Raw genomic sequence first — 19297 nt, forward strand, 5'->3', positions numbered from 1 at the left:
GCGAACGTCCTCCTCAGTTCAGGTCGATCGGCTTGCCGCGCATCTGGAAGTGCTCGGTGGCGACGAAGTTGAATGTCTTGCCGAGGATGATCACTTCGCCATTGGCTTTCATGATGAATTTGGAATCGCCGCATTCGATGACGAATTCTTCGCCGACGGCGATCTTCTTGAATTTGCCGACGCTCTCGAGCGAAGTCTGGCCGACATTGGTCACCTTGCTCATGCCGATCTGCTCGGCGCGGGCAATGCCGATCGTGTCGGATTTGAAGGCGCCGACGATCGTGTTCATGATGCCGGGGAGCGGAAAGAGGCCGGAGGCTGCATCCCCAACGCCCGTGCCGGAGCCGGCAAGTGCGGTACCCGCATCCGCTCTCGGCGACGGCCCTGACACCACGCCGTCGCGGCTGCCAAGCCCGCCGGCGCCGAGGAAACCGAGCGCCGAAGACGCAACCGTGCCGGCAAAGGCCGCAAGCCCGGCCCCTCCGCCGCCTGCAATTTGGCCGGCCTGTGCCAATAGCCCCGCCGTGTGCCCTGAAAGACCGCTCACCGCCCCCATCAACGCCATCGCCATCGGCCCGGTGCCGCCGACGACCGTGTTCATCGAGCCGCCGACCTCGTGTTTCTGGTTGCCGCCGACTTCGACGGTGCGGTTCGCGCCGATGGCCGAGACCTCGTGGCGGTCGATACGTTTGGTGCGGTCGTTCAAGACCCGTGTCGTCTGGTCCTTCTGGGCGTGGAAGAACATGTTCTCCTGGCCGGCTTCGTCCTCGAAGGTCATTTCATTGAAGCCGGTTCCCTTATGGGTGTTCGAGCGCATGACCATGCGCGTCTTGTTGGCCGGCAGGTCGTAGGGGACCGTATTGGCGGGGTTCGGCACCACACCTGTCACCAGCGGCCGATCGGGGTCGCCGTCGACGAAGGCGACCATCACTTCCATGCCGATGCGCGGAATGACCTGGGCGCCCCAGGTTCCGCCGCCCCAGACCTGGCTGACGCGCACCCAGCAGGTGTCGGAGCCATCCTTCTTGGCCTTGCGGTCCCAGGGGAACCACAGCTTGATGCGGCCGTATTGGTCGGGGTGGATCTCCTCGCCGGAAGGACCGGCGACGATCACCACCTGCGTGCCTTCGATGCGCGGCCGCTTCGTCTCGCGATGTGGCGTCATCGACACCCGCGACGGAACCGCCTCGAAGGTGTTGGTGTATTCGGGCTCGTTGCTGTTGGTCTCGTAGGACCGGTCGACGACGGTATGCGTCGCCTTGACCACCACGTGCTCTTCATAGGCATGGTCGGGGTGGGCGACCTCATAAGGCGTGAAGCGGCGTCCTGCCTCCAGAATACGGGATGTCGAGCCGCCGAAGACGCGGTCGTGGTCGGCCTCGGAGGCCTGCATCCTGAGTTTTTCCGCCCGCTCGGCTTCAGCGACGGAAGAAATGCGCGCCGGATATTCGTAGAGCTCGCGTTTGGTCGCCTCCGGCATCTGCACCAGCGACGGCGTCATCGTGCCGGGCACCATGCGCGGTGTCTCGAAATTCCAGTCCGCGCCGGCCCGCTGCCCCGGCACATAGGAATAACGACGGCTCCATTCGGTGATGTGGTTGCGGTCGGCCGAGCCCTGCGCCAGGCGGACCTGCCCCTCGCCCTGCGCCGAGGGCGACGGGCCGAGCCAGGAGCGCGCACTGTCGGCCACATGCAGCTTGTGTTTGCCATCTTCGTGCGAAAACCAGTAGAACAGCCCGTCCTCTTCGAAGCGGCGGGTGAGGAAGGCAAGGTCGGTTTCGTTCCACTGCACCGAATAATGCTGCGGCGGCGGTGGCGTAATGACGCCCGACGTATCCGGCGCCGGGATTCCGTGCTCTGAGAACAGGGTTTCGACGATATCGACCGAGGTCTTGTCCATCCAGATGCGGCAGTCGGAACGGCGCGACAGCAGCCACATCTGCGGCCTGAGCACCATGGAATAGGAGCGCAAGCCGCGGGTGATCGGCGGCCCCTCGTTGAGTTCGGTCACCAGGCCGTTGAACGGTCGGCGCACGCCACCCTCGCGATCGCCCTGCTGCACCTCGACGGAAACATCCATCAGCCGGCCGATCAGTTCCTCCGGCTTGACGGATGGTTTCTTGGCGCGTGCCGAAATCCTGATTTCGAAGAGTGAGGAAATACCCTCCTCGATCGTCACACGCTCCGGCAGAAGCTGGTCTTCACCGAGCGGCGAGACGATCTTCAGAATACGGTTCGCCTGGATGAAATCGGCGGCGAGGGATTGCAAATCGTCCATAACATCACGTTCCGTCTTGAAAAGCCGATTACTGCTGCTGTTGCGGCCGAGGATGGGTTTTGAGATAATCCGCCAGTGCCTGGAAATACTGCTCCAGCATTTCGCTGTTGGCCCGATCGGAGGCCTGCCTGTAACTTTCGACAAGCGCGTCGCGCTTGGCCTTCCCGCCCGAGCTTCGATAGAAATCCGTCAGCACCGACAGGTCTTCCGGAGACAGGGTGGCGAGCACGAAGCTAAGCCGCGTCTTTTCGTTCGTCCTTGCTATGTCCTTGGGAACCGGCTTCTCGTTCTCGCTTTTCGAACGCAGCGATGAGATCACGCTCTTCATCTCGGATTTGAGCTGGTCCTGCGGAGCGGACGCCAATGTCCCTGTATCGGAATTGGAAAGGGCTTCGAGGGAGAGATACATGAGCTGCGCGGTGAACGCGGTTTCCACGGCAAGATCCGGGCCAGCCATGAGATCGGCAAGCTCTCTGATCCGCGGGCCGTCAGCCGGATCGGCAAGACGCGTTTCGATATCCTTGCCCGCTGCCTGATCCTGCGCCTGGTACATGCGGGCAATCTTTGCCTGCCCCTCTTCCACTGCCGCTGCCGCCCTGGCGAAAGCCTCAGGGTCAGCGGCATCACCGCCGGCCTTCCCGGTGGCTTTCGATATTTCGGCAAGCATGCTGTCGCCGTTGAACGAAGACCGTACAGCCGTTTCAAGCACGGACTGGGCCTGCGGCGCCTCGGAAATGCCCCGCTCGGTGGCGGCTTTCGCGACATTTTCGACAGCGGCGGGCGTGTCGGAAAGGCGCGACGACACCGCTTCGATCTGAAGCAGGGATTGATCGGTGGAGCCGGAGGCGCCAACCATGCCGGCCGCACTCGCGGCCATGACACAGGCGAGAGCGGCCGCGGCCAACGGCCACCGCATGTATCCGCGCGGTTTCAGAAGACCAGTCAACAGCATCGGCACCGCCTTAGATCATCCTGACGTCGGTAAGCTGCTTCGGCCGCGCATCGGTGGAAAGACGGTTGATGATCTGTTCCGCCTTCACCATCTGCGCGCCGCCTGTGGGGTCGATCAGCAGCTTTTCGGCAAAGTTCTGCTCGGGATAGAAGGATGAATTGCCGGTAAGACGGCTGAGCGTGTTGATGCGATCGCGGACGACCGATCCGACATTGTCATATTCGACACGCTGACCGGGCTCGAAAGGCTGGAACGGTCGGCCGGTCAAACGGGGCGAACCCGGTCAGCCGCTCGAAGGTGTGGTTACACAGCATATAGACGCCATTCATGTCCTTGACCCAGATCATGTCGGGCATTGTCTGGAGCACACTCAGCAACTGCGTCCGCACGGAGTTGATGGCGTCCTCGGCTTGTTTTCGCTCGGTGATATCTCGCGATAATGCCAGGAGCGTGGTGGCCGCCGCCAGATCGGCACTCGGCCGCTTGGCGACGGACAGCTCGAACCACCGCGTTTCACCGTTCGGCAGGGAGATGCAAATGCATCGGCCGTCGGCAACTCCCTCTCTGCCGGCCACCCGCAGAGCCTCCATCGCGATGGCCGCCTGATCGGGCGCAAGAACGTCGTTGACCGTCTTGCCGAGCAGCATCTCCTTCTGCTGGGCCAGCAACTCGGGGTTTCTTGTCCAGACCTGAAGATAACGGCCGTCCTCGTCCACCTCGAAGAGAACATCCGGAATGGCGGCGATGATCCCCTCTGTGAATTCAAGGGCCTTCTTGAGCTCCCGCTCCGCCTGCTTGTGCTCGTTGTTGTCGACGGTAAGGGCCGGCTGCAGAAGCGATTGGGACAATGTCACGACGGATCTCCTCACCATGGGCATCAACCGAATGCATCATCCATCCAATCGAGAATTTTCTCGGAAAGCCCGCCCAAGTCATTTGAAACCAGCACTCCGAGATGTGGCCATAATGGCACCGGTCCGCGAGAATCGGGCACTTCGGCTTGACCCTCAATATGCGGAGAGAAAATTTAAGAGATTGCTGCCGTCTCCAGTGCCGGCGTCACTTTCAGCGCGCGATACGGATTGGACTGCGCAAAATGGATATCCAGGGTTTTCGCGCAGTTCCAGACAGCCCGCTCCTGGCTGCCATCGGCTCACCAAAGTCATTCCAGTGAAAGACGATGACGTGGCGTTGCGCGAATATCCATAATTCGCAGACATGTCCGATACACGCAGCAAACGACGGGCGAGCAATCCATTTCCCGCCGGAACTTACAAGTTTTAACAAAGGCTTAAGCTTCCTGGATACATCTCGCATTAGTATTTTTTCATGTTCAGCGCGACGGTGGTTTTTTGAAATCAGCTTTTTCACTTTCATTAGGTCGATGCTTCCACACACTTCGCGGTCTTAGAAGGGATCGAACCGGCAATGTTGCGATCGTCGTTGCCCTCAGCCTGGTGCCGATGCTCGTCGGGGTCGGCGCGAGCTTTGACTATATTCGCAGCTACAATGTCCGGCAGAAGATGCAAAGCGACCTTGATGCCGCTCTGATCGCCGCGGTCAAGCAGATCAACAATACCGCGGACGCCGACGCCCTCAAGGCGAAGGTCTCCGACTGGTTCCATGCACAGGTGGACAACAGCTACACGCTGGGTGAAATCGACATCGATACCGCCAATCACAACATTACGGCGACGGCAAGCGGCACCGTGCCGACGACGTTCATGAAGATCGCCAATATCGATACCGTCCCCGTCAGCGTGGGAAGCGCCGTCAAGGGGCCGGCGACGTCCTATCTCAACGTCTATATCGTCATCGACACGTCTCCGTCGATGCTTCTGGCGGCAACGACTTCAGGTCAGTCGACCATGTATTCCGGCATCAAATGTCAGTTCGCCTGCCACACGGGCGACGCACACACCGTCAGCAATAAGACATACGCCAACAACTATGAATACAGCACGGCGAAGAACATAAAGCTGCGCGCCGATGTCGCCGGCGACGCCGTCAAGGACGTGCTCTCCCTGATCGACACGTCCGACAGCAATCATGAGCGCATCAAGGTCGGATTGTATAGCCTCGGCGATACGCTGACGGAGGTTCTCGCCCCGACATTGAGCACGGACACGGCACGCACCCGTCTCGCGGACAAAAGTTATGGCCTCACCAGCGCTACCTCGAAGGCAGCGACCTATTTCGATGTCTCGCTGGCGACGCTCAAGCAGAAAGTCGGCGCCGGCGGAGATGGAACCACCTCGGGCACGCCGCTCAAGCTGGTGCTACTGCTGACCGACGGCGTGCAGTCGCAGCGCGAATGGGTGACCGACAGCGTCGTATGGAATAAGAGCGGGCAGGCGGTGTCCGGGGCATACTGGAATAAAGTGGCGCCGCTCAACCCTGATTGGTGCGCCTATCTGAAGAATCAATCCAACACAATGGCGGTGCTTTACACCGAATACCTGCCGATCACCTCGGACTGGGGTTACAACGCAACCGTCGGCTCGACCATGGCGAGCGCCAACTGGAAGAACACCTGGGGCGGCACCATGGACAGCGGCGTGTCGACCAGCATCACAAGGCGGGACTACATCCCCTATGCGCTTGCCGACTGCGCATCCTCCAAGAGCCTGTTCCTGTCAGCCTCGTCTTCGACCGAGATCACGGCAGGCCTGTCGACGCTCTTCACGCAATATCTCTCTTCCGTACGGCTGACCCAATGAGGCGCGGGAAACGGTTCGCACCGCTGCGCCGCCTGATCGGCGACCGGAAGGGGGCTGCTGCGATCGAATTTGCGATCCTGGCCCTGCCGCTCTTCATCATCCTGTTCGGCATTATCGAAGTGTCGCTGATGTTTTTCGTCAATTCCGCGCTGGATGCTTCGGTGCACAAGATCTCCCGGATGATCCGCACCGGCGAGGTGGCGTCCTCGAAGATCACACTGGCCGGTTTCAAGGCCAAGATATGCGCCGACATGCTTCTGTCGTTCGACTGCTCGAGCGGTCTCGTCGTCAAGGTGAACGTGCTTTCCGACATGTCGTCCGCAGCCCACACCGATCCGATCGACAGCAGCGGCAAACTCGCCGTTACCGAGACTTATGATGTCGGCAAGGGCAGCGACTACATCCTGGTTCAAGCGTTCATGCCATGGACGGCCGTCGTCAGTTTCTTCAACCTGTCGAGCGCCAAGCTTTCCGACGGCCGCTACCTGCTCGGATCTTCCGCGCTGTTCCGCAACGAGCCTTTCTGACATGAGCATGAAACGGAGCCTGTCCCTTTTCCGCTTCGCGCGATCCCGCATCCGTCATCTCGCACGAGACCGGTCGGCAGCTTCGGGCGTTGAATTTGCGCTCGTGCTGCCGATGCTGCTGATGCTGCTGTTCGGCACCGCCGATCTCGGCCATGCGCTGACGGTCAGCCGCAAGATCGACGAGATCGCCTCGTCCACGGGCGACATGATTGCCCAGCAGAGCTCCTGGACGAAGTCCGACGTCGCCAAACTTCTTTCCGGCGCGAGCTTCATCCTGCAGCCCTATGACACCACCGAGCTGACGATCACGGTCGCGGTCAACGATGTCAGCACGAGCGGCAGCGCGACCGTCAACTGGTCTGCCGCGCTAAACACCTCGGCGGTGAATTCCGGCACGGCGAGCGCGGTCGCAATCCCCTCCAAAATCCAGGAAACCGGCGTGCAAGTGGTGCTGACTCGGGTGCAATATACCTTGACGACACCGGTCTCGGCGTTTTTCTCAAACTTCACCGGGCAGAACGGCTATAGCTTCGATCGCTATTTCTTCAATCGCCCCAGGGTCAGCGACAAGATTACTTATAAGTAAGGCCAAGCATCTGTCGCAATCGGCGATCGATGCCCCACACACTCGGATCGGTTGTCACCGGGCCGACAATAGTGCATGGCTTCGGCCGATTGATTGATGGCTTTCTCCGAGTATCGCGATGAATGATTGCGGAGAGCTCTTCAGCGACAAGAGGCATGAAAAAATGACAGCAGCAAGAGTTTTCCGCGGCATGGGACAGCTGCCGGCCGTGGCGGCGATCGCTCTGGCGGCCGCGCTTTGTTCCCACGTCCCTGCCGACGCGGCGCAATGGTCGCAAGATCCGAGCAGCCATTGCAAATTCGTAGCGCCGGTCTCCCTGACCAGCGGCCCCACCTTCTGGATCGGCGCCTGCATCAACGGCAAGGCGTCGGGGGAAGGAATGCTGCGCCGCCGCGACGGCGAGCAGGCCGGTCCAGCCTTCTTCGGCCGGATGAAAGAAGGGGTCCCCGATATCGGTGTCGTAGATCTGCCTGAGGGATTTCGAGTCGGCAGCTTCAGCGGCGATGATATCGGCGGGCAAGCCGAGTCCGATCCGCAGGACAGGATCAATGCCTTCCGTATCGCGGCCGAGGCGGCGCGGCAGGTCAGCGCACAATATGCCACCGAGAAGAATGCCGGATCCGCCCGCCACTACGAAGAGCTTGCCAAGACATTGGAGCAGCAGACTGATTGAAGCGGCGTCAATGATCAGGAGAGAAGGTAAGCAAAAACCCCGGCGCGAGATTGCGCCACTCAGCCGCCGAGCCTGACGATGCCGTATGGATTGAATTTGAACTCGTCCACTTCGTAAGTGGAATTGAAGGAGAGGCTTGCCCGGCGCGCGCTCAGCGTCGGCTCGAGTCCCCGCTCGGCGATCTCGTCGGCGACCGCATCCATGATGGCGACGATCTGCCGTTCGCTGCCGGCTGCGTCAGGCACATAGACATCCGGCAGTCCGACGAGATGGAAGCCGACGCTTTCGAGATACCCCCGCCCAGAGAGCGGCCGCTTCGCAAAGGCCAGCCGGCCGATCCGCTGCTCTGCAAGCCTGTCGGCGGCCTTCTGCGCTTCGGCTCCCTGCCGGATCAGCTCTCGCCACCGATCGAGCCCATGGGCGATGCCGGCGCTTTCGCCTTTCACGGCTACCGCTCCCGCACCGATCAGGCGTTCGACGAGGCGGAGCGCCAGCATCGAAACCGTCACCGTTTCCGCCTGCGCCATGCTTGGCCCAAGGATGTAGAGCACCGACTGATGATCGGCGACGGCTTTCTCGTCCGCCGAACCCCAGGCTTCGGGTTCGACCCGATCCCAGCAGACGTCGAACGACCGGCTCATGCGGTCATCCGGCTCGGCCTGCGAATAATCCTCGTCGATGCTGAAACCGCTGGCGAAGTCACGGATCGCCTGCGATGCCGCATCGGACAAATGGCCGAGGTCGCGATCCTTCCCGAGAAAACACAGAACATGCCGAGGCGTCACCGACGATGCCTCAGCCTGTATCGTTTCCTCGCCGGAATCCGGGCCGGATTCCTTGGCGGATGCCGGCCTCCAGCCGAGCATGGCCCAGAGTGTTCCCAACAGCGCGCGACGCATGAGATTCACGATCGATGCCTTTCCGGTCGAATGTTTTAAGCTGCCTCAGCCTTGTAAACATCCGAAATCCGAAACGAAAGACATCACCATCACCTAAGGCGATGCCGTCGCGCGCCGATGCTCAGGCCCAGATGTCGCCGGGGGTGAACCCTTCGGTAAAGGGATCGTCATTGTCGAGAACAAGGGTATTCAGGCCGGAGATCCAGCTGGTGCCGGTCAGCGTCGGGACAACGGCGGATTTGTCGCCGATCCTGGCTTCTTCGACCAGCCTGCCGGTGTAGATATTGCCCAGGATACCCTGGTGCCGGAAATCCTGGTTTAGCGGCAATTCGCCCTTCGCATGCAGAACCGCCATCTTCGCGCAGGTGCCGGTGCCGCAGGGGCAGCGATCGAGCGCTCCCGTCCAGGTGGAGGGATCGTCCCAGGAAAGATCGCCCGTGGCCATCGTCACCGTGTTCTTCCAGTCGGCGTTCGGATCGTCCGTCGGTCCCGACAGCTGTGAGATCGTAATCCCGACGCCGGGATAATGCGGATGAGCGACCTGCAACTGTTCGATAGCCGCCTGCCGGATCATCGCCGAAACTCGCGCGATCTCCCGCCCATGCGCCGGGATCAGTTCGAGACCTTTGAACTGCCTGACATCGGCGATGACATAGAACATGCCGCCCCAGCCGACATCGACGGTGACCTTTCCGAGATGCGGCACGTCGATGACCGCATCGAGATGGGCGGCAAATGCCGGCACGTTCTTGAAGGTCACGCTCTTGACCTTGCCGTTGCTGCATTCCGCCTTGATGCGGATCAGTCCGGCGGGCGCCTCGAGAACCAGTTCGGTGACCGGTTCCTTCATCGGAAGCATGCCCATTTCCAAAAGGACCGTGACCACCGAGATGGTATTGCCGCCCGACATCATCGGATATTCGAACTGCTCCATGATGACATAGCCGGCATCGGCCTCCGGATGAGAGGGGGCACGATGATGTTGCAGCAATGGGCGGGATAACCGCGCGGCTCACGCAGCATCAGCTTGCGCAGCTGGTCGTCATTGCTCTCCAGCCATTTCATCTTTTCGTAGACGGAATTGCCGGGAATATGCGGAACGCCGCCCGTGATCACGCGCATCGGCGTGCCTGCATGAGTATCGACCGCGTGGATCGTTCTTTTGAATCCCATATCCATTCTCCTCTGAAGTCCGGCTACGCCGTTGCTTTGTAATATCGTATACGATATCATTTGTACGAAGCTGCAGACTTGTCAATCACCAAAGTCATGTTTGTAGACACAATTGTACATTTTTCTGTCGCCATTTCCTCGCTTCTGCTAGGAACGGCGGCCAAGGAAACAGAGAATCGGAGATTTGCGATGTTGGATGAGATCCTACTCGATCAGACAGAAGCCGAAGCCTTGGCGATGCGGGCCTGCCTGGCAGCAGGCGCTGGGCAAGCCACCGCCCGCTCCCTCGTGGACGCCACCTTATCAGCCGCGATCTATGGGCCTGCCATGCTCGGTTTTCCCCACATGGTCGATTATCTCGACAGCTTCCGCGAAGGCCGTATCAACTGCAATCCCGCGCCGAGATATGAGCGTCCCTATCCCGCCTTCTTCGTCGCAGATGCCGATCGGGGTATCGCGCAGCTCAGTTTCGATCTGGCATTCGATGATCTCGTGACAGCGGTGCGCAATTTCGGGCTCGCAGTCTTCACGCAAACCAACAGCTATACGGCGGGAGAACTGGGCTATTATGTTCGCAGGCTTGCCGGCCAAGGGATCGTCGGCATCGCCGCCACCAACGCCAATGCCATGGTGGTGGCCAAAGCCGGCGGCCCGGCCGTCTACAGCACCAACCCGATGGCCTTCGGCTTTCCACTCGGAGAAGGGTCGCTGCCTCTCATCATCGACCAGGCGTCGAGCGCGACCGCCTATGTCAATATCGTCGCGGCCGCAGCCGAGGGGCGCGCCATCCCGGAGGGATGGGCCGTCAATGAAGCCGGCAAGGATACCCAGGATGCGGCAAGAGCGCTCGGCGGAGCGCTTCTTCCTTTCGGCGGGCGCAAGGGCGCCAATGTGGCGCTGATGGTGGAAATGCTGTCGGCCGGCCTCTCCGGCGGCCCCTGGTCATTGGATACGCCGTCTTTCAGAGAGGGAAGCGCCAGCCCTGCCGTCGGATTGACCGTCGTCGCGATGATGCCGGGGCGCACCGACGATGGGCTTGTCGAACGTGCCCGCCGCCAGGCCGACCGCCTTCAAGAGAAGGGCGTCTTTGTGCCGGGGGTGAGCGGCATCGAATATCCAAGGCCGGCGTCGGAAAAGCTGAAAGTGCCGCGCGCCGTCTTCGAGGCCGTCAGCAGGATAGCGGGCGCCTGACGGCTCAGCCGGGTTTCTTCGCGGGAAGATGTTCGAGAAGTGACTGGCAGGCGCTCATGATGTGGGCATAGAGCAGACCTGCCGCCTTTTCCTCATCGCGCTCGCGGCACGCTTCGAGGATCTGCCGATGTTCGCGATCCGCCGTCTGCTTGCCATGCGATAGGGTCAACTGCACCCGGAGATATCGTTCCAGCCGGTCGTTGACGGAACGGATGGTGGTGACGAGAAATGGCCGCTGCGCATCCTCGTAGAGGCAGCTGTGGAATCGCCAGTTCAATTCCGACCACCGGGCGACATCGGTTTCCCGCGCGAAGGCCTCGCAATAGCCAAGCGCCTTTTCAAAGGTTTCTTCCGTCATGTGAGGGATCGAGAGCTTGATGGCATTCGATTCCAGGATCGCGCGCACCTCGAAGATCTGCGCGATCTCGGGCTCCGAAACGCTGGTGACGATCGCGCCCTTGTTGCGGTGGAATTCCACGAGACCTTCGGCCTCCAGCCGTTTCAGCGCCTCCCGCACCGGAATCTTGCTGACGTTGAACAGCCGGGCGACATCGTCCTGACGGATTGGTTCCCCTTCGTCCAGAGAACCGTCGGCGATGGAATCTCGGATGAATTTCAAAATGACATCCGAGGCCGTCGGCGCCTTCCCGAGATTTGTCACCTGAGCGGTGTTGAAAGGCATTCCCCAAGCTCCTTCTTTCCGAGACGAAATTCCTGCTTGGGATATCGTAGACGATCTCATTCCTCAAGATCGATCAGCTTTTTCACGCCGCGGCTTGCGCTCCCGTAATCTTCGGATCCAGCCGCCGGTTTTGCGTTCACCGACAAATTGCCGTGCGGGCCGAAGGGGGCGGCCCTTTCGGGCGCTATCTCTGCTGACCGAAAAGCCCGGCAAGATGGGCGAATGCCCTGCCGACCGCCGGTCTCGGTGGCGCAACCGACGGGTCCTGCTCGGCCTCCGCGACGAGCCACCCTTGATAGGCGCTCTCGCGGACAAAGCGGACAACCGGGGCGAATCGATCGCGCCGTACTCCTGTGGCGTCTCAATGCGTTGCAGCAGAGGGCGGTGTCTTGGAAATGGCTGGACGGGCGGCGCCAGAGATCGATCTCAAATGCTGTTGAAAGAAACACTTCAGCTCCCTGAAGGTGTCGAAGCCCAGCGCATTGGCCACGCGGACCACGGTGGAAGGCGACACCACGCATTCGCCCGCCACGGAACTTATCGTTCCGAAGGCGACGATGTCGGGTTGTGCGAGCATCTTGCGCGCCACGCGCTCCTGCTGCTCAGGAAGCCGCAACCCGGCTGCTGTGATCATGCCCTTCAGTTCGGCGACGCTGTTCGGCTTGTGCAATGTCTGCTGGGCGCTCATCGGTGTCGGCTCCTTGTTGATGCGGGATGCGCCGACCAGGCGGCGCATCCGAGCTTTCATGACAAAAGAACGGGCTGCTTCTTCGAAACGGACTCGATGCTGGCGAGCGCGATCATCAAAGCGTTGCGCGCGTCCACGCCTGTCGGCGCATCCTTCAGTTCGCCATTGCGCACGGCGTCGACGAACGCGGCGAGTTGGGCGGTGTACCCCTGGACGAAGTGATCAGTGTCCCGTCGCCACGTGTCGTTCGAGACGCCATCCTTGTCGAAGAGGGTCATGCTTGACCGCCGGACGTCGCCCATGGCGACCATGCCCCCGGATCCGAACACCTCGCCACGGATGTCATAACCGTAAAGCGCCGAGAAGTTCGCCTCCGCAACAGCAACCGAGCCGTTGTCGAAGCGGATGTTGACCACGGCGGTGTCGAGGAAGCCCTTCTCCTTTGCCTCAGGACGAAGGAGCGCGTCGGCCATCGCGAAAACCTCGACCGGCTTGGCGCCGGGATTGAGCCAAAGCAGCGTGTCGAAGTCGTGAATGAGCGTCTCGTAGAAAATGGTCCACTGTGGGATGCGGTCGGGATCGGCGCCGAACGGACCCGGGTCGCGCGTCAGAGAGCGGATGAGCTGCGGGGCGCCGATCTTTCCGGCGTCAATGGCGACACGGCCTTCGGCAAAAGCCTGGTCCCAGCGCCGGTTGAAGCCGACCTGGAGCGGCACCCCGGCCGAACGAGCCGCGGCGATCGCCCGGTCCGCATCTTCGAGGGTCAGGGCCATCGGCTTCTCGCAAAAGATCGCCTTGCCGGCTTCGGCGGCCTGCACCAGCACGTTTGTATGGAACCGCGCCGGGGTGGCGATAACCACCGCATCGAGACCCGGATGAGCAAGGAGTTCTGAAACCTCACTATATGCGGCGTCCACGCCGAGCGTTTCCGCAAGCTTCGCCGCCGCGCCCGGCGCCGGATCTGCGATGGCGACGAGTTCTGCGTCGACCAGCCGGCGAGCGATGGATTGGCCATGGAAGGAGCCGATGCGGCCGGCGCCGATAAGGCCGACGTTGACGGATTTGATCTTGGGCATGGGTCGGGTCCTGTAGGGTTGAAACGTCAGAGGGTGAATGCGGAGCGGAAGGCTTCCAGCGCGGCGTCGGAATCGCCGGCAGCCCAGGCTTCTAAGCCGACGGGACCGGCGTAGCCCATCGCCTTGAGCGCTTTGGCGACTCCCTTCCAGTTGACCTCGCCGGTGCCGGGTTCGCAGCGTCCCGGCACGTCGGCGACCTGGATCTCGCCAATCCATGGCAAGCACTTTCGGCAAAGCTCGATCAGGTTCCCCTCGCCGATCTGGGCGTGATAGAGATCAAGGTTCAGGCGAAGACGGGGATGGTCAATACTGGAAACGAGCGCCATCGTGTCCTCCGCGCGCCCGAACGGCACGCCCGGGTGATCGACCGGTAGGTTCAAATTCTCGAGCGTGAAGACGACATTCTCATCCTCCGCCAGGTCGACGACCCGGCGAAGTGTGTCGCGCGCCTTCATCCACATCGCCCCTGTGACGACCTCGATCGGCTGAACCGGAAGGCCGCGGTCGCCAAGACCGGTGCCGTGAAGGTTCAGCCGCTGAACGCCGAGGCGCTTGCCGACCTCAGCGGTCTGGCGCGCCGTCCTCAGAAGTTCGTCCGCGCCCTCGTCGTCGGTGAGCCGACCGGTGAGATAGCCGTTCATGATGGTGAAGGTGGCGCCGGTCGCCTCCAGCTTGTGAATGTCGTGTTCCGGCCAGTTCCAGAGACCGACGCCGAAGCCCAGTTCCTTGAGGCGCGAGGCGCGCCATTCGATGGGCCGGTCGCGCCACAGCATTTCGGCGCAGGCCGCTAATGGAAAGGGGGATGATATGGAATTGCTCATTGCGGGTTCTTCCCTGATCATGGGTATGAGTGTCCGTGGTCCGGCACGAGGTCCCGGACCGAATTCGCTTTTTCACGGGAGCGTCAGATCGTTCCGCCAAGCTCCTCGGAGATCGACTGAAGTTCCTTGCCGCCGGCCATCAGGTTCTGCAGGCTGTCGAGATTGATCTCGCTCTTTGCAAAGGTTCCCAGCGTCTTGCCGCGGTTCAGCGCCGTGAACCGATCGCCGACCGCATAGGCATGGCGGACGTTGTGGGTGATGAAGATCACGCCGAGCCCCTTGTTTCGGACAAGGCCGATATACTTCAGGACCATCGAGGTCTGGGCGACGCCGAGCGCCGAGGTCGGCTCGTCCAGGATGAGCACCTTCGCCCCGAAATAGACAGCGCGGGCGATGGCCACGCACTGACGCTCGCCTCCGGAAAGGGTCCCGACCGCCTGATCGGGCTCGCGCACGTCGATGCCGATCTTGCGCATCTCGTCGCGGGTAACATTGTTGGCGAAGTCCATGTCCATGCTCTTGAAGGGTCCGAAGCCTTTCAGGGGCTCGCGTCCCATGAAGAAGTTCCGGGTCACCGACATCAACGGGATCATCGCAAGGTCCTGATAGACGGTCGCGATCCCGGCATCGAGCGCGTCGCGAGGTCCGCTGAAGGATCGCGGCTGCCCGTCGATGAGAAACTCTCCGGACGTCGGTTTGAACACGCCCGACAGCGTGTTGATGAGAGTGGATTTTCCCGCACCGTTATCGCCGAGAAGGCAGAGGACTTCCCCTGCGTTTACGCTCAGCGAGACGCCGTTCAGGGCGATGATGGAGCCGAAGTGCTTTACGAGGTTCTTGACCTCGACGAGTGGCGCCTGGGACGTGCTCATCAGCGTTCTCCCGTCACGCGTTTGCGGATGACATTGTTGAAGATGACGGCGGTCAGAAGCATGCCGCCCAGGAAGACCAGGTACCAGTCCTGATCGATCGAGGTGTAGGTCAGTCCGATCAGCACCATGCCGAAGACGATGGAGCCGAAGAAGGCGCCGATCGCCGAGCCATAGCCGCCGGTCAGGAGGCATCCGCCGATGACGGCTGCGATGATCGCCTCGAACTCCTTCTGAAAGCCGCGGCGAGCGTCGGTCGAACCCGCATCGAGCACGGTCAGGATGGCGACCAGCGTGGCGCACATCGCCGTGACGATGAAGAGTGTGGTCTTGACGCGCGCAACGGGAACGCCGGATTTGCGGGCGGCGCGCGGATCGCCGCCGGAGGCGAAGATCCAGTTGCCGAAGCGCGTGCGTAGCAGCACCCAGGTCGCCAGCAAAGCGATGAAAACGAACCACAGGATCTCGATGGGAATTCCCGGAACCTTGGGCGCGCCGCTCGGGAAGGTCTCGATGAAGCCATGGGCGCCAAGCCACGAGAACAGGCCACCGAAAGCATCGCCGGAGAAGAGCGGCGCGAGCGGGCTGTTGGCGGCGGCCTCCTTCATGCCGCGAAGCTGCGTCGCGCCGCCGCTAGCCCATTTGAGGCCGACGAGCGTCAGGCCGCGCAGAATGAAGAGAAATGCCAGCGTCACGATGAAGGACGGCAGGCCGGTGCGCATCGTCAGCTGCGCGTTGGTCACGCCGATGACGGCGGCGAAGGCCAGGGCGATCAGGATCGCAACGCTCAGCGGCAGGTGCAGAACGACGAGCGCCGTGCCGAACACCAGGCCCGCGAAGGCGACCATGGAGCCGATCGACAGATCGAACTCACCGCCGATCATCAGCAGGGCCGCGCCGATTGCAAGAATGCCGAGCTGTGCGGCAGGCGCCATGAAGTTGATCACGCCGGCAAGCGTGAACATGGCCGGATTTGCAGTGAAGAAAAAGAAGATGGAGACGAGCACCAGTCCCGCGACAGCGCCAAGTTCCGGACGGCGCAGCAGCGCGGTTATGGTCGAAACCTTCTTCAGCCGCTCGTCGGACCGGGCCGCAGTCCCGTTCTGTTCGTTGGCCAGCGTCATGGTCGTTCCTTAGAATAGATCGTTATCGTGCGCCGCGCCCGCTGTCCGGATGAATCACGGATCGGGAGCCATACGGCGATGAAAGCAGCCCCCGCCCGCGGGCGGGAGCTGCCGCGGGTCCGCTTAGCGGATACCTTGGGAGGATTTCTCGATAACCGAAGCGGCCGCGTCCTTCTCGACGAAGCTCGGGCCGGAGGCGACGTTGCCTGCCGGGATGGTGCCGTAGCGGGCGTTGAGAGCGAGGAAGGTCACAGGCAGATAGCCCTGCAGGTAAGGCTGCTGATCGACGGCGAAGAGGGCCTTGCCGTCCGCAACAGCCTGCAGGAAGCCGGCGGATAGATCATAGGATGCCACCTTGACCTTGTTGCCGTTGCCAATCTTTTCGACGACCGCGACGGCGCGCTCGCCGACGAGCGGAGCCGAGAGGCCGAGCACGACGTCGATCGACGGATCGGAGGTCAGCGCCGCCTGGATCTTCGCTTCGATTTCCGCCGGGTCCGCCGTGGTCGGCAGCACGGTGACCTTGCCCCCTTCGAAGCCCTTCTCGGTGCCGGCACAACGCTGGTCGAGCGCGGCGTTGCCGACTTCCTGATTGACGCAGAGGACATGCTTCAGGCCCAGCGACTTGAGCTTCGCGCCGACCTTGATGCCGGCCGGCATCTCGTCCTGGCCGACATGCAGCTTGATGCCGAGCTTCTCGGCGGCTGAGATGCCCGAGTTCATCGAGATAACCGGGATGCCGGCAGCGACAGCCTTTTCGATAGCCGGGCCCAGCGCGTCGGGATCAGGATTGGAGATGACGATGCCGGCCGGGTTCTGATTGACCGCGGCTTCGATGAGCTGAGCCATTGCGACCATGTCGAAGGTTTCCGGCGCGCGGTAGTCGACCTTCACGTTGCTGTCCTTGGCGGCCTGCATCATGCCGTTCTTGACGATCGACCAGAACGGATCCGACGCCTGCCCGTGCGTGACGGCGATGATGCTCGGCTGCTCCTGCGCCTTCACGCCGACCGACCACGACGCTGCGATTCCGACGGCGACGACACCGTATGCAAGCTTCTTCAGAATGGATTTCATCTTTTCCTCCTCCAAGCCGTCCCCTCCACAGGGCGGATTAACGAATGCTACCGGGTGCAAAACCTTTGCTACCGGGTGCAAGCGGGTGCATCATATGCAGGAATAAGCTAAAAGCAAGCATTCATTTCACCGGAATCGGAAAATGGAATGTTTATTCTATTTTCTTCGGGAGGCGTAATGCGCAAGCGGGCAACGGCAAAACAGGTGGCGGAGGCCGCAGGAGTATCGAAGTGGACGGTCATCAGGGCCTTCACACCCGGCGCGTCCATCACCGAGGAGAGCAAACGCAAGGTGCTGGAGATGGCTGCCGCGCTGAACTACACGCCGAACCTCTTGGCGCGCAGTCTCGCGACGAACTCGACGCGGCAGGTGGCGGTATTCGTCGACGATTTTGCCAACCCGCAAAAACTCCCTTTCCTCGAAGCGCTGACGGAGCAGCTACAGGCGGCCGGACTGGTTGCGATGCTCATCAACATCAACAATCACTTCGACCATGTGAACGCGCTGCTCCATGCCGACCAGCGTCAGGTCGACGCCATCGTTCTCTTCGGCACCGCGTTCCGCGACGAAACGCTGACCGACCTGCAGCTCGGCCATGGAATGCCTCCCATGTTCGTTCTGGCCCGAGACAGCCAGATCGACGGCGTCCCGGCTGTCGTATGCGACGCCGAACTGGCGCTTCGGGACATCGTCCGTCACCTTCATGAACGAGGCTATCGGCGCCCCGGTTTCATGAGTGGGGCTGCTGCTCTCTCGACGGCGCTGAGGCGACGCCAGCATTATGTCGAGTTCTGGGCCGAGCACGGCATCCAAAACATCTCACTTCTTTCCGCAGACAGGTACAGTGCGGACGCGGGCGCGGCGTCCGTCCGGGCATATCTCGCGAGCACGCCTGCGGACGAGCGGGTGGATGTCCTGATGTGCGAAAACGACATTCTCGCACTGGGAGCGATGGACGAGATTCGCGGAAACTTCGGACTGAAGATTCCCGAGGACATCGCTATCGTCGGCTTCGACAATTACGAACTCGGCGGATCATACGGATACGGTCTGACAACCTACGAACAACCCAGGGAAGAGATGGTGCGGGCTGTCGTCGGCATGATCAAGGGCGCCGTCGAACCGGAAACCGTGACGCTGCCGGGCCGGCTCGTCGTCCGAAGTTCGACATAGTCGCCCGAACGCTATGATACGGCCTGCGCGCCGGTGATCTCCACCAAAGAGCCGCACATGAATGCGGCCTCATCCGATGCGAGAAACGCAACGAGGGCCGCCACCTCTTCCGGCTTGCCGATACGACCATAGGGAACGAGCTTGTCGAGATCGGCGATCGTCCGGCCGGAGCGCTTGACGCCGGCTTCGAGCATCGGCGTATGGATCTCGCCGGGACAGACGGCGTTGACCCGGATCTTGTCCGGCGCATAGTCCCTGGCAAGGTTCTGGGTGAAGGCGGCAACCGCCGCCTTTGTCGTGTTATAGGCGATATGGTTCGGCGCGGGGTAGAGACCCCATTGCGAGGCCGTATTGACGATCGCGCCGCCGCCGGCGGCGATCATATGCGGCAGGGCCGCGCGGCAGAGATGGAACATCGAATCCAGATTGACCGTGAAACTCAGCTGCCAGTCTTCATCCGAGAGCGCCAGCAGATTGCCGCGCCGGTTGATGCCGGCATTGTTGACCAGCACATCCAGCCGCCCCTTGATCGCATAGGCTTTCCCGATCAGCTCCACACATTCCGGCTTACGGGAGATGTCGGCGGCAATGGCGGTCGCCGATCCGCCGGCGGTCTCGATCAGCGAAGCAACTTCGCCTGCGGCCTGGGCGTTGGCATCGGTCACCACCACCAGCGCGCCGTCCTCGGCCAACCTCTTCGATATGGCCGAGCCGATGCCACCGCCGCCACCGGTCACGACCGCGACCTTGCCATGAAATCTCTTCATCCCGAACCTCCTTTTGGCGCA

General features: G+C 61.6%; 19 protein-coding genes and 2 pseudogenes. 6 read left to right on the forward strand and 15 right to left on the reverse strand.

The features are described from left to right. Positions 1-13: 13 nt before the first annotated feature. The 5 genes and pseudogenes from tssI to CO657_RS27615 all read right to left on the reverse strand — a co-directional run bounded on the left by tssI (position 14) and on the right by CO657_RS27615 (position 4607). On the reverse strand, positions 14-2278 hold the full coding sequence (gene tssI / locus CO657_RS27595; protein ID WP_054184468.1) for a type VI secretion system tip protein TssI/VgrG: 2265 nt from the start codon (positions 2276-2278) through the stop codon (positions 14-16). A gap of 28 nt (positions 2279-2306) precedes the next feature. Beyond that, positions 2307-3230 carry a hypothetical protein gene (locus CO657_RS27600; protein ID WP_054184467.1) on the reverse strand — a complete coding sequence of 308 codons (924 nt, stop codon included), beginning with the start codon at positions 3228-3230 and terminating at the stop codon, positions 2307-2309. A 10-nt stretch (positions 3231-3240) separates the two neighbouring features. After that, positions 3241-3498, reverse strand: coding sequence for a hypothetical protein (locus tag CO657_RS27605; protein WP_054184466.1), 258 nt, complete (start codon positions 3496-3498; stop codon positions 3241-3243). A gap of 10 nt (positions 3499-3508) precedes the next feature. Further along, a pseudogene (locus CO657_RS27610) lies at positions 3509-4102 on the reverse strand (PAS domain-containing protein); the annotation flags it as partial. Between the two features lie 193 nt (positions 4103-4295). Continuing rightward, on the reverse strand, positions 4296-4607 hold the full coding sequence (locus CO657_RS27615; protein ID WP_128715619.1) for a hypothetical protein: 312 nt from the start codon (positions 4605-4607) through the stop codon (positions 4296-4298). Between CO657_RS27615 and CO657_RS27620 the strand changes: the two genes are divergently transcribed. The 4 genes from CO657_RS27620 to CO657_RS27635 all read left to right on the forward strand — a co-directional run bounded on the left by CO657_RS27620 (position 4583) and on the right by CO657_RS27635 (position 7736). Next, positions 4583-5950, forward strand: a complete 1368-nt coding sequence (locus CO657_RS27620) for a TadE/TadG family type IV pilus assembly protein (RefSeq protein WP_054184464.1) — start codon at positions 4583-4585, stop codon at positions 5948-5950. The two genes, CO657_RS27615 and CO657_RS27620, sit on opposite strands and share 25 nt — an antisense overlap. After that, positions 5947-6477, forward strand: a complete 531-nt coding sequence (locus tag CO657_RS27625) for a TadE/TadG family type IV pilus assembly protein (RefSeq protein WP_054184463.1) — start codon at positions 5947-5949, stop codon at positions 6475-6477. The genes CO657_RS27620 and CO657_RS27625 overlap by 4 nt, the downstream gene beginning before the upstream one ends. Position 6478: 1 nt before the next feature. Then, positions 6479-7063 carry a TadE/TadG family type IV pilus assembly protein gene (locus CO657_RS27630; protein ID WP_054184462.1) on the forward strand — a complete coding sequence of 195 codons (585 nt, stop codon included), beginning with the start codon at positions 6479-6481 and terminating at the stop codon, positions 7061-7063. Between the two features lie 163 nt (positions 7064-7226). After that, positions 7227-7736, forward strand: coding sequence for a hypothetical protein (locus CO657_RS27635; RefSeq protein ID WP_054184491.1), 510 nt, complete (start codon positions 7227-7229; stop codon positions 7734-7736). A 59-nt stretch (positions 7737-7795) separates the two neighbouring features. Here CO657_RS27635 and CO657_RS27640 read toward each other — a convergent pair whose 3' ends face one another. After that, a complete protein-coding gene (locus CO657_RS27640) occupies positions 7796-8644 on the reverse strand; it encodes a hypothetical protein (protein ID WP_054184461.1) in 849 nt (282 codons plus the stop codon). Positions 8645-8756: 112 nt separating this feature from the next. Continuing rightward, a pseudogene (locus CO657_RS27645) lies at positions 8757-9808 on the reverse strand (proline racemase family protein). A 189-nt stretch (positions 9809-9997) separates the two neighbouring features. Between CO657_RS27645 and CO657_RS27650 the strand changes: the two are divergent. Then, positions 9998-10999, forward strand: a complete 1002-nt coding sequence (locus CO657_RS27650) for an Ldh family oxidoreductase (RefSeq protein WP_054184460.1) — start codon at positions 9998-10000, stop codon at positions 10997-10999. Between the two features lie 4 nt (positions 11000-11003). On the opposite strand, the gene CO657_RS27655 is transcribed toward CO657_RS27650, so the two are convergent. The 7 genes from CO657_RS27655 to CO657_RS27690 form a co-directional block, all read right to left on the reverse strand. Continuing rightward, positions 11004-11681 carry a GntR family transcriptional regulator gene (locus tag CO657_RS27655; RefSeq protein WP_054184459.1) on the reverse strand — a complete coding sequence of 226 codons (678 nt, stop codon included), beginning with the start codon at positions 11679-11681 and terminating at the stop codon, positions 11004-11006. Between the two features lie 361 nt (positions 11682-12042). Further along, the gene (locus CO657_RS27665; RefSeq protein ID WP_425349952.1) at positions 12043-12417 is read right to left on the reverse strand and encodes a MurR/RpiR family transcriptional regulator; all 375 of its coding nucleotides are present in this window, start codon (positions 12415-12417) and stop codon (positions 12043-12045) included. Positions 12418-12425: 8 nt separating this feature from the next. After that, a complete protein-coding gene (locus CO657_RS27670; protein ID WP_054184458.1) occupies positions 12426-13445 on the reverse strand; it encodes a Gfo/Idh/MocA family oxidoreductase in 1020 nt (339 codons plus the stop codon). Positions 13446-13471: 26 nt separating this feature from the next. Further along, positions 13472-14266 (reverse strand): TIM barrel protein, encoded by a 795-nt coding sequence (locus CO657_RS27675; protein WP_054184457.1) that lies wholly within the window; start codon positions 14264-14266, stop codon positions 13472-13474. An 83-nt stretch (positions 14267-14349) separates the two neighbouring features. Continuing rightward, a complete protein-coding gene (locus tag CO657_RS27680) occupies positions 14350-15138 on the reverse strand; it encodes an ATP-binding cassette domain-containing protein (protein ID WP_012555814.1) in 789 nt (262 codons plus the stop codon). Then, positions 15138-16259, reverse strand: a complete 1122-nt coding sequence (locus CO657_RS27685; RefSeq protein ID WP_054184456.1) for an ABC transporter permease — start codon at positions 16257-16259, stop codon at positions 15138-15140. The genes CO657_RS27680 and CO657_RS27685 overlap by 1 nt, the downstream gene beginning before the upstream one ends. 123 nt (positions 16260-16382) lie before the next feature. Then, positions 16383-17336, reverse strand: coding sequence for a sugar ABC transporter substrate-binding protein (locus CO657_RS27690; RefSeq protein ID WP_054184489.1), 954 nt, complete (start codon positions 17334-17336; stop codon positions 16383-16385). A 177-nt stretch (positions 17337-17513) separates the two neighbouring features. Here CO657_RS27690 and CO657_RS27695 point away from each other — a divergent pair, with 177 nt between their 5' ends. After that, positions 17514-18509, forward strand: a complete 996-nt coding sequence (locus CO657_RS27695; protein ID WP_054184455.1) for a LacI family DNA-binding transcriptional regulator — start codon at positions 17514-17516, stop codon at positions 18507-18509. A gap of 11 nt (positions 18510-18520) precedes the next feature. On the opposite strand, the gene CO657_RS27700 is transcribed toward CO657_RS27695, so the two are convergent. After that, positions 18521-19276 (reverse strand): SDR family NAD(P)-dependent oxidoreductase, encoded by a 756-nt coding sequence (locus tag CO657_RS27700; RefSeq protein ID WP_054184454.1) that lies wholly within the window; start codon positions 19274-19276, stop codon positions 18521-18523. Between the last annotated feature and the right edge of the window lie 21 nt (positions 19277-19297).

Source organism: Rhizobium acidisoli, from assembly GCF_002531755.2.
Lineage (GTDB): Bacteria > Pseudomonadota > Alphaproteobacteria > Rhizobiales > Rhizobiaceae > Rhizobium > Rhizobium acidisoli.

Excerpts from the sequence above, each read along its gene's own strand:
- tssI (WP_054184468.1), bottom strand. The coding sequence starts at position 2,278 with ATGGACGATTTGCAATCCCTCGCCGCCGATTTCATCCAGGCGAACCGT.
- CO657_RS27600 (WP_054184467.1), bottom strand. The coding sequence starts at position 3,230 with ATGCTGTTGACTGGTCTTCTGAAACCGCGCGGATACATGCGGTGGCCG.
- CO657_RS27615 (WP_128715619.1), bottom strand. The coding sequence starts at position 4,607 with ATGAAAGTGAAAAAGCTGATTTCAAAAAACCACCGTCGCGCTGAACAT.
- CO657_RS27625 (WP_054184463.1), top strand. The coding sequence starts at position 5,947 with ATGAGGCGCGGGAAACGGTTCGCACCGCTGCGCCGCCTGATCGGCGAC.
- CO657_RS27630 (WP_054184462.1), top strand. The coding sequence starts at position 6,479 with ATGAGCATGAAACGGAGCCTGTCCCTTTTCCGCTTCGCGCGATCCCGC.
- CO657_RS27635 (WP_054184491.1), top strand. The coding sequence starts at position 7,227 with ATGACAGCAGCAAGAGTTTTCCGCGGCATGGGACAGCTGCCGGCCGTG.
- CO657_RS27650 (WP_054184460.1), top strand. The coding sequence starts at position 9,998 with ATGTTGGATGAGATCCTACTCGATCAGACAGAAGCCGAAGCCTTGGCG.
- CO657_RS27655 (WP_054184459.1), bottom strand. The coding sequence starts at position 11,681 with ATGCCTTTCAACACCGCTCAGGTGACAAATCTCGGGAAGGCGCCGACG.
- CO657_RS27665 (WP_425349952.1), bottom strand. The coding sequence starts at position 12,417 with ATGCGCCGCCTGGTCGGCGCATCCCGCATCAACAAGGAGCCGACACCG.
- CO657_RS27670 (WP_054184458.1), bottom strand. The coding sequence starts at position 13,445 with ATGCCCAAGATCAAATCCGTCAACGTCGGCCTTATCGGCGCCGGCCGC.
- CO657_RS27675 (WP_054184457.1), bottom strand. The coding sequence starts at position 14,266 with ATGAGCAATTCCATATCATCCCCCTTTCCATTAGCGGCCTGCGCCGAA.
- CO657_RS27680 (WP_012555814.1), bottom strand. The coding sequence starts at position 15,138 with ATGAGCACGTCCCAGGCGCCACTCGTCGAGGTCAAGAACCTCGTAAAG.
- CO657_RS27685 (WP_054184456.1), bottom strand. The coding sequence starts at position 16,259 with ATGACGCTGGCCAACGAACAGAACGGGACTGCGGCCCGGTCCGACGAG.
- CO657_RS27690 (WP_054184489.1), bottom strand. The coding sequence starts at position 17,336 with ATGAAATCCATTCTGAAGAAGCTTGCATACGGTGTCGTCGCCGTCGGA.
- CO657_RS27695 (WP_054184455.1), top strand. The coding sequence starts at position 17,514 with ATGCGCAAGCGGGCAACGGCAAAACAGGTGGCGGAGGCCGCAGGAGTA.
- CO657_RS27700 (WP_054184454.1), bottom strand. The coding sequence starts at position 19,276 with ATGAAGAGATTTCATGGCAAGGTCGCGGTCGTGACCGGTGGCGGCGGT.